This is a genomic window from Gammaproteobacteria bacterium, assembly GCA_037388465.1.
Taxonomy (GTDB): Bacteria; Pseudomonadota; Gammaproteobacteria; order SpSt-1174; family SpSt-1174; genus JARRKE01.
The window spans coordinates 1-6,078 of record JARRKE010000101.1 but is presented as its reverse complement, the minus strand read 5'-3'; the positions used below and the strand labels follow the sequence as shown (position 1 = coordinate 6,078).

Annotated in this window: 8 protein-coding genes; 5 read left to right on the top strand and 3 right to left on the bottom strand. The window is 64.4% G+C overall.

The annotated features are described in order from the left end of the window. A partial coding sequence (locus tag P8Y64_13150) for a TIGR01458 family HAD-type hydrolase (protein ID MEJ2061412.1) occupies nt 1-537 on the top strand: 537 nt, incomplete at its 5' end. Then, the gene (locus tag P8Y64_13145) at nt 534-1,403 is read left to right on the top strand and encodes an NAD(P)-dependent oxidoreductase (GenBank protein MEJ2061411.1); all 870 of its coding nucleotides are present in this window, start codon (nt 534-536) and stop codon (nt 1,401-1,403) included. The genes P8Y64_13150 and P8Y64_13145, both read left to right, overlap by 4 nt. Before the next feature lie 18 nt (nt 1,404-1,421). On the opposite strand, the gene P8Y64_13140 is transcribed toward P8Y64_13145, so the two are convergent. Beyond that, the gene (locus tag P8Y64_13140) at nt 1,422-2,111 is read right to left on the bottom strand and encodes an alpha/beta fold hydrolase (GenBank protein MEJ2061410.1); all 690 of its coding nucleotides are present in this window, start codon (nt 2,109-2,111) and stop codon (nt 1,422-1,424) included. Between the two features lie 121 nt (nt 2,112-2,232). On the opposite strand from P8Y64_13140, the gene P8Y64_13135 reads away from it, so the two are divergent. Then, complete coding sequence (locus P8Y64_13135) at nt 2,233-3,441, top strand: MFS transporter (GenBank protein MEJ2061409.1); 1,209 nt, start codon at nt 2,233-2,235, stop codon at nt 3,439-3,441. 102 nt (nt 3,442-3,543) lie between these two features. After that, the gene (locus tag P8Y64_13130) at nt 3,544-4,272 is read left to right on the top strand and encodes a 2OG-Fe dioxygenase family protein (protein ID MEJ2061408.1); all 729 of its coding nucleotides are present in this window, start codon (nt 3,544-3,546) and stop codon (nt 4,270-4,272) included. A gap of 164 nt (nt 4,273-4,436) precedes the next feature. On the opposite strand, the gene P8Y64_13125 is transcribed toward P8Y64_13130, so the two are convergent. Next, nucleotides 4,437-5,318 (bottom strand): fructosamine kinase family protein, encoded by an 882-nt coding sequence (locus P8Y64_13125; GenBank protein MEJ2061407.1) that lies wholly within the window; start codon nt 5,316-5,318, stop codon nt 4,437-4,439. Nucleotides 5,319-5,386: 68 nt separating this feature from the next. Here P8Y64_13125 and P8Y64_13120 point away from each other — a divergent pair, with 68 nt between their 5' ends. After that, the gene (locus tag P8Y64_13120) at nt 5,387-5,767 is read left to right on the top strand and encodes a group III truncated hemoglobin (protein MEJ2061406.1); all 381 of its coding nucleotides are present in this window, start codon (nt 5,387-5,389) and stop codon (nt 5,765-5,767) included. 5 nt (nt 5,768-5,772) lie between these two features. Here the strand turns inward: P8Y64_13120 and P8Y64_13115 are convergent. Beyond that, nucleotides 5,773-6,078 (bottom strand): hypothetical protein (locus P8Y64_13115; GenBank protein MEJ2061405.1); only part of this gene is annotated, 306 nt, incomplete at its 5' end.

Genomic DNA, 6,078 nt, shown 5'->3' with positions numbered 1-6,078 from the left:
GATTATCTGCAGGCACATCATCTGTGCCCGTACCTGCTCGTACATCCGGCATTGGAATCGGAATTCGCCGATATGCCGGGTGCGGCGCCCGATGCGGTGGTGCTGGGCGATGCGGGTCACGATTTCACCTATGAACGCCTGAACCAGGCCTTTCGTTTGCTGATGGCGGGCGCGCCCTTGCTGGCAATGGGCGACAACCGTTATTTCCGTGAGGCGGAAGGGCTATCGCTCGATATCGGTCCGTTCAAGGCGGCGCTCGAGTATGCCGCGGACAAACAGGCGGTGGTGCTGGGCAAACCGGCCAAGGCCTTTTTCCTGGAAGCCGTTGCAGCGCTCGGTTGCGGGCCGGCGGAAACCGTTATGGTCGGGGACGACGCCCCCGCCGATGTCGGCGGGGCGCTGCGGGCGGGATTGAGCGGCATCCTGGTGCGCACCGGCAAGTATCAATCCGGAGACGAAGCGCGGGTGGGTGAGCCGGGTGCGGTCGTCGTTGACGATATTGCCGGCGCCGTGGACTGGATAGTGGAGCATCGATGAGCAAATACAAGGTGGCCCTGCTGGGTGTCGGTCTGATGGGTGAGCGCATGGCCGGCCGGCTGCTGGCGCGGGGAACGCAGCTGGGGCTGTATAACCGTTCGGCAGAAAAGACCCGTGCCCTGGCCGCAGGTGGTGCGCGGGTGTTCGATACGCCGGCCGGGGCGGTGGAGTGGGCCGATGCGTCGATCCTGATGCTGAGCGACGCGCAGGCGATCCGCGAGGTGTTGCTGGCGGCGCCCGTGCGGGACCGGCTTAATGGGCATGCGGTGATCCAGATGGGTACCATCGCTCCCGACGAGAGCCGCGAGATCGCCGCCGAAGTAAAGGCCTGTGGCGGCAGCTACCTGGAGGCGCCGGTGCTGGGCAGCCTGCCCGAGGCCGAGGCGGGGACGTTGCTGGTCATGGTGGGCAGCGACACGGCGCAATACGAACACTGGGCGCCATTGCTGGAAGAGCTCGCCGGCAAGCTTGAATACATTGGCGAAGTCGGCAAGGCGGCGGCGATGAAGCTCGCCTTCAACCAGCTCATCGCCGCATTGACCAGTGCGTTTGCGCTCAGCCTCGGCCTGGTGCGCCATGAGGCGGTGCCGGTCGAGAGGTTCATGGGGTTGCTGCGGGCGAGCGCCCTGTATGCACCCACCTTCGATAAGAAGCTCGAGCGCATGTTGAGCGGCGATTTCGATAACGCCCATTTTCCGCTCAAGCATCTGCTCAAGGATGTCGATCTGTTCCTGCAGGCCGCCGCACCCCACGGCCTTGACGACGCGGTACTGGCCGGCGTGCGGGACATCCTGGGGCGTGGCGTGGCGGACGGTCTGGGTGAATGCGATTACTCCGCCCTGTGCAGGGAGATCGACCCCGCCTGAGCGGCACAGCGGCCGGCGTCAGGCGGTCAGACGGGCGTGCAGCCACTCCAGCGCGGTACGCGCCACCGCCTGCGCCTGGGGTCCGAGCAGCGGGCCGAGATGGCTGGCCCCCGGCAGACGGATGAATTCCGCATTCAGGTCGCGCGCCATGGTTTCCCCGATTTTCCAGGGCACGGTGCGGTCCCGTTCCCCGTTGAGTATCAGAACCGGGCAGGACGGCGGCGTAACGGACACCCCGGCATAGGCGGTGTTCAGCACCGCGCCCGATTCGTCCCGCCAGCGGGCGTGGGCCCACCACACCGTGTCCTCGTCCGCTTCCGGCATGGCGGCGCGGGTATCCTCCAGGCGGGTCTTGCGCGACCACGCCACCCGCGCCGGGTAGTGTTTCTGTGGCTGCCAACCCCGGGTGCCGACCGGCGGCAGGCTGTTGACCAATACTATGGCGCTGGCGGGAACGTGTTCGGCGAGCTTGAGCGCCAGCAGTCCGCCGAGACTGGCGCCGATCAGGATCGGCTGATCGCATCGCACCGCGGTCGCCTGGAGCTGATCCAGGTAGTCTTCAAACCGGGTGTGCGTCAGGCCCGCGGCCGACGGCTGCAGCGTGGGCGCGCGCGTGGAAAACCCAGCCACCCGGAAGCAGGGCAGCCAGCGGGCCCATTCCCAGCCGCCGCCTCCGCCGCCATGAATAAACAGGACTGTGGGTCGCATGATGTTTCGCGGCATCCAGGTTTCTAAGACAACTTAAGCGGATCGATCCGGTCGGGCAATCCCGTGCACCGGTGAGTGCCGGCATTTGCTAGAGTATCCGCCGCCACCTGCGGTCTTCATCATGTCGATCAATTTACGCCTGTCTTTGCCGCGCACGGTGATCGTGCTGGGGTTTGTTTCGCTGCTGAACGATTCGGCGAGCGAGATGATCACACCGCTGCTACCCGTGTTTCTGACCCTCACCCTGGGCGCGGGACCCGGAGTTGTCGGCCTGGTCGAAGGCATTGCAGAGGCCACGGCAAGCATCCTGAAACTGATATCCGGTTACCTGGCCGATCGGGGTGTCAATCCGCGTGGACTGGTGCTGAGCGGCTATTCGACATCGAACGTTGCCCGTCCCCTCATCGGACTGGCGGTGGGTTGGTGGTGGGTGCTGTTGCTGCGGTTTCTGGATCGTGTCGGCAAGGGGCTGCGCACCGCGCCGCGCGACGCCATGATTGCCGTGACCACCGACGCCGCCCAGCGCGGCCGGGCCTTCGGTTTCCACCGTGCCCTGGATAATGCGGGGGCCATGGTGGGGCCGCTGCTGGCCTTTGCCCTGCTGGGCATGGGGCTTTCCATGGGGCATGTGTTTCTCGCCTCCGTGCTGCCCGGCCTTCTGGTCATCGGTCTGCTGGTGTTCGGACTGCCTCCTGAGGCGGCGCGGCTGGCCCCGCCCACGGAGGAAAGGGATTCACAACGTCCGGCCCGGTGGCGCTGGCAATCGCTGGATGCGCGCCTCAAGGGGTTGATTCTTGCCTCGGGCGGACTGGCTTTGGCGACCACGCCGGAGGCGTTTCTGGTGCTGTGGGCGGAGGCGCGTGGCCTGGAGGTGGTTTGGGTTCCGCTGATCTGGGCGGCGGCCAGTGCGGTCAAGGCCGTCGTCGCGGCGCCGGCCGGCGCGCTTTCCGATCATGTCGGCCGGCTACCGGTCGTCGTGATCGGCTGGACGCTGCGCGTGGGGCTGTTGCTGGCGCTGGGTCTGGCAGGCAGCGAGACCTGGGTGATTTGGGGGCTGTTCCTGGCGTATGCCGGCGCACTCGCCTTCACCGAAGGGGCGGAGCGGGCATTGATCGGGGATTTCGCGCCCGAACGGCTGCGCGCCACGGCGTTCGGGGTGTATCACTTGGTCACGGGGGTGTTCGTGTTGCCCGGTGCGGTCATGTTCGGGTTGATCTGGCAGTGGCTGGGTGAGCGTGCGGCATTTTCCACGGCGGCGGTGCTCACCTTGTTGGCGGCCATCGCGATGCTGGTGGTGTTGCGTCTGGATCGGCGTCACCAGGCCGGCTGATGGTGAGATGTAGGGGTGGCACCGCTGCTATCCCGAATGGTCTATATCCTTAACGTTATGGAGTTGTTACCGGGTACCCGGATTGGTTATTGTTTCCAAAAGATGAATGCACACGCTCTCGACGATTGCCAGAAGACGGTGGCACAACGCATGCGCGACCAGGGGTACGCGGAATTCGTGCTGCCCGAGTGCCTGCACGATGCCGACCTGGACGCGCAGAGCTGGCAGGTATTTGCCGATTCCTGGGAGCGCCTGCCGCGCGATACCTACATGGCCGACGGTGGCCATTATCGGCAGCGGCGTTTTTCCATTCTGCGCGCCCAGGCCCTGGACGAGTCGGCAAGTCTCGCGCCCCACGGCCCCCATTATCAGGCGCGGGAATACAACTCGCTGAATGGCGGCGTCGCCCGGCATTACCTGCCGGTCGAGACGTCCATCGTGCACAATCCCTGGTTCTACAAACCCCTCAACTACGTGCTCGACGAGGTGCGCGAGCTTAAGCCGGGATTCGACTGGCACATCGAGGTCCATCAGTTCCGTATTCTGGCCCAGGCCGGCGTGCCGGGACTGCCCACTCCCGAAGGGGTTCACCGCGACGGCGTGGATTTCGTCTTCATCGGCCTGATCCGGCGGGAGAACATTCAGGGCGGGCTGAGCCGTATCTATGACGAGGACCGGCAACTGCTGCGCGAATGCACCCTGGACGGCCCGTTGCACAGCCTGCTGCTCGACGACGCCGCCCTGTACCACGAGGTGACGCCGGTACTGCCGGCCGATTCCGAACGGTCGGCGTGGCGCGACGTGCTGGTCATCACCTTCCGGCGCTGCTAACAGTCCGTGTAAGCCCTTAACTTAACAGCCTGTTGTTATCGCTCAGGCGAGTGCGAGAGAAGGAAAAATCGGGCGAGAAAGCGCAGTTTACTTGAGTGTAAATGAGCATTTTGAGCCTGATTTTGACGCCCTGCCGTGCCGCGTGAGTAGATAACAACAGGCTGTTAGCCCAGCTCCGCCAGCAACCGATCGATCATCCGCTCCGCCTGTCCGGCATAGCCGCCGCCGAACAGGTTGAAGTGGTTGAGGATGTGATAGAGATTGTAGAGTTCGCGGCGTACGGCATAACCGCCATCCAGCGCCCAGACACCGTGGTAGGCCGAGTAAAAGGCCGGCCCGGGCCCGCCGAACAACTCCGTCATGGCGATATCCGTTTCGCGGTCGCCGTAGTACACGGCCGGGTCGAAGATGACCGGATTCCCTTCGCTGTCCGTGTCGAAATTGCCGCTCCACAGGTCGCCGTGCAGCAGTGAGGGAACCGGCTGATACGTGGTGAAGAAGGCCGCCAGTCCCTCCGTAAGGCGCAGGCCGCGCTCGATGAGGCGGGCGGACGCTCCCCGGGACTCGGCCAGTTGCAGTTGGAATCCCAGACGGTGCGCGCGCCAGAACGCCACCCACTCATCGCTCCAGGTATTGACCTGCGTCGTGCTGCCGATGGTGTTGTCGCGGTGCCAGCCGAACCGTTGCGCGGTGTGGCGGTGCATGGCGGCGAGTTGTTCGCCGAAACGGACCGCGTATTCGTGTCCGTCGAAGCTGACATATTCCTGTACCAGATAGGCCTGGTTGGCGGCCACGCCGTGGCATATCGGTCGGGGTACGCGAATGGTGCCGGTGTCGGCGATTTCCCGCAGTCCTTCGGCTTCTGCCTCGAACATGGCGGCGCGTTCCGCACGGTTGGTTTTGACGAAATAGCGCTGCTGTTCGTGATTCGATATCCGCCAGGCGGTGTTGATGGAGCCGCCGGCGACGGATTCGTAACGCTCGATTCGAAAAGGTTTGCCCGTCGAGCGGGCGATGTCGTCAGCGATGATCGGCCAGATATCCATGGTTTCTCCGCTGTTGCCCCGTTGTTTAATTCTGCCTGTGTTGTCGGCGCGGCTGTTAGCATAGCCGGATGACGAAAAAGGTGCTGCGACCCCTGTGCGACAAGATCGGACGCGAGCGTGTCGATCAGGTCATCCGGCTGTTTTATGAAAAGCTTCGGCGCGATTCCCAGCTAAGCCCGTTCTTCGCGCATATCCGCGATTTCGACACGCACGAGCGCAAGATTGCGGATTTCTGGTGGATCGCCATGGGCGGCCGGCTTGAGGCGCCGCCGCAGGTGGACATGGTCGGTCTGCATGCCCCCATGGACATCAAGGCGGCGGATCTGGATCGCTGGTTGGCGCTGTTCCGTGACACCCTGGATGAGGTGCTCGAGCCCGAACTCGCCGATCAGTGGCATACCATGGCGCTGGGCATCGGGGCGCGGTTGCGGCAGACGCTGCAGCCCTGATGCCGTCAAGGCGTCTGCATCTGCCAGGGGCTGTGCACGCCGAGCACGGCGAACAGCAGGCCCAGCGCGACCAGGATAATCGTGCCGATGACGAGCTGGATCAGGAACACCAGGGCACCCTTGCCGAACCCCAGTGGGTGTCCCTCGGCGTCTTTGATGATCAGGCCGTAAACGCCCGACTGCAGGATGAAGGCGACCACGAGCAGCAGGATGAACAGCGGCCAGGTCAGCCCGTACTGCAGGGTGCCGGTGGCCAGCTGAATGACGAAGGTTGCCAGCAGGGCGACGATGAAGCCGATAAAGGCGGCCAG

Bases quoted from the DNA above. Each gene is read 5' to 3' on its own strand.
- P8Y64_13140 (MEJ2061410.1), bottom strand. From the start codon at position 2,111: ATGCGACCCACAGTCCTGTTTATTCATGGCGGCGGAGGCGGCGGCTGG.
- P8Y64_13130 (MEJ2061408.1), top strand. From the start codon at position 3,544: ATGAATGCACACGCTCTCGACGATTGCCAGAAGACGGTGGCACAACGC.
- P8Y64_13145 (MEJ2061411.1), top strand. From the start codon at position 534: ATGAGCAAATACAAGGTGGCCCTGCTGGGTGTCGGTCTGATGGGTGAG.
- P8Y64_13125 (MEJ2061407.1), bottom strand. From the start codon at position 5,318: ATGGATATCTGGCCGATCATCGCTGACGACATCGCCCGCTCGACGGGC.
- P8Y64_13120 (MEJ2061406.1), top strand. From the start codon at position 5,387: ATGACGAAAAAGGTGCTGCGACCCCTGTGCGACAAGATCGGACGCGAG.
- P8Y64_13135 (MEJ2061409.1), top strand. From the start codon at position 2,233: ATGTCGATCAATTTACGCCTGTCTTTGCCGCGCACGGTGATCGTGCTG.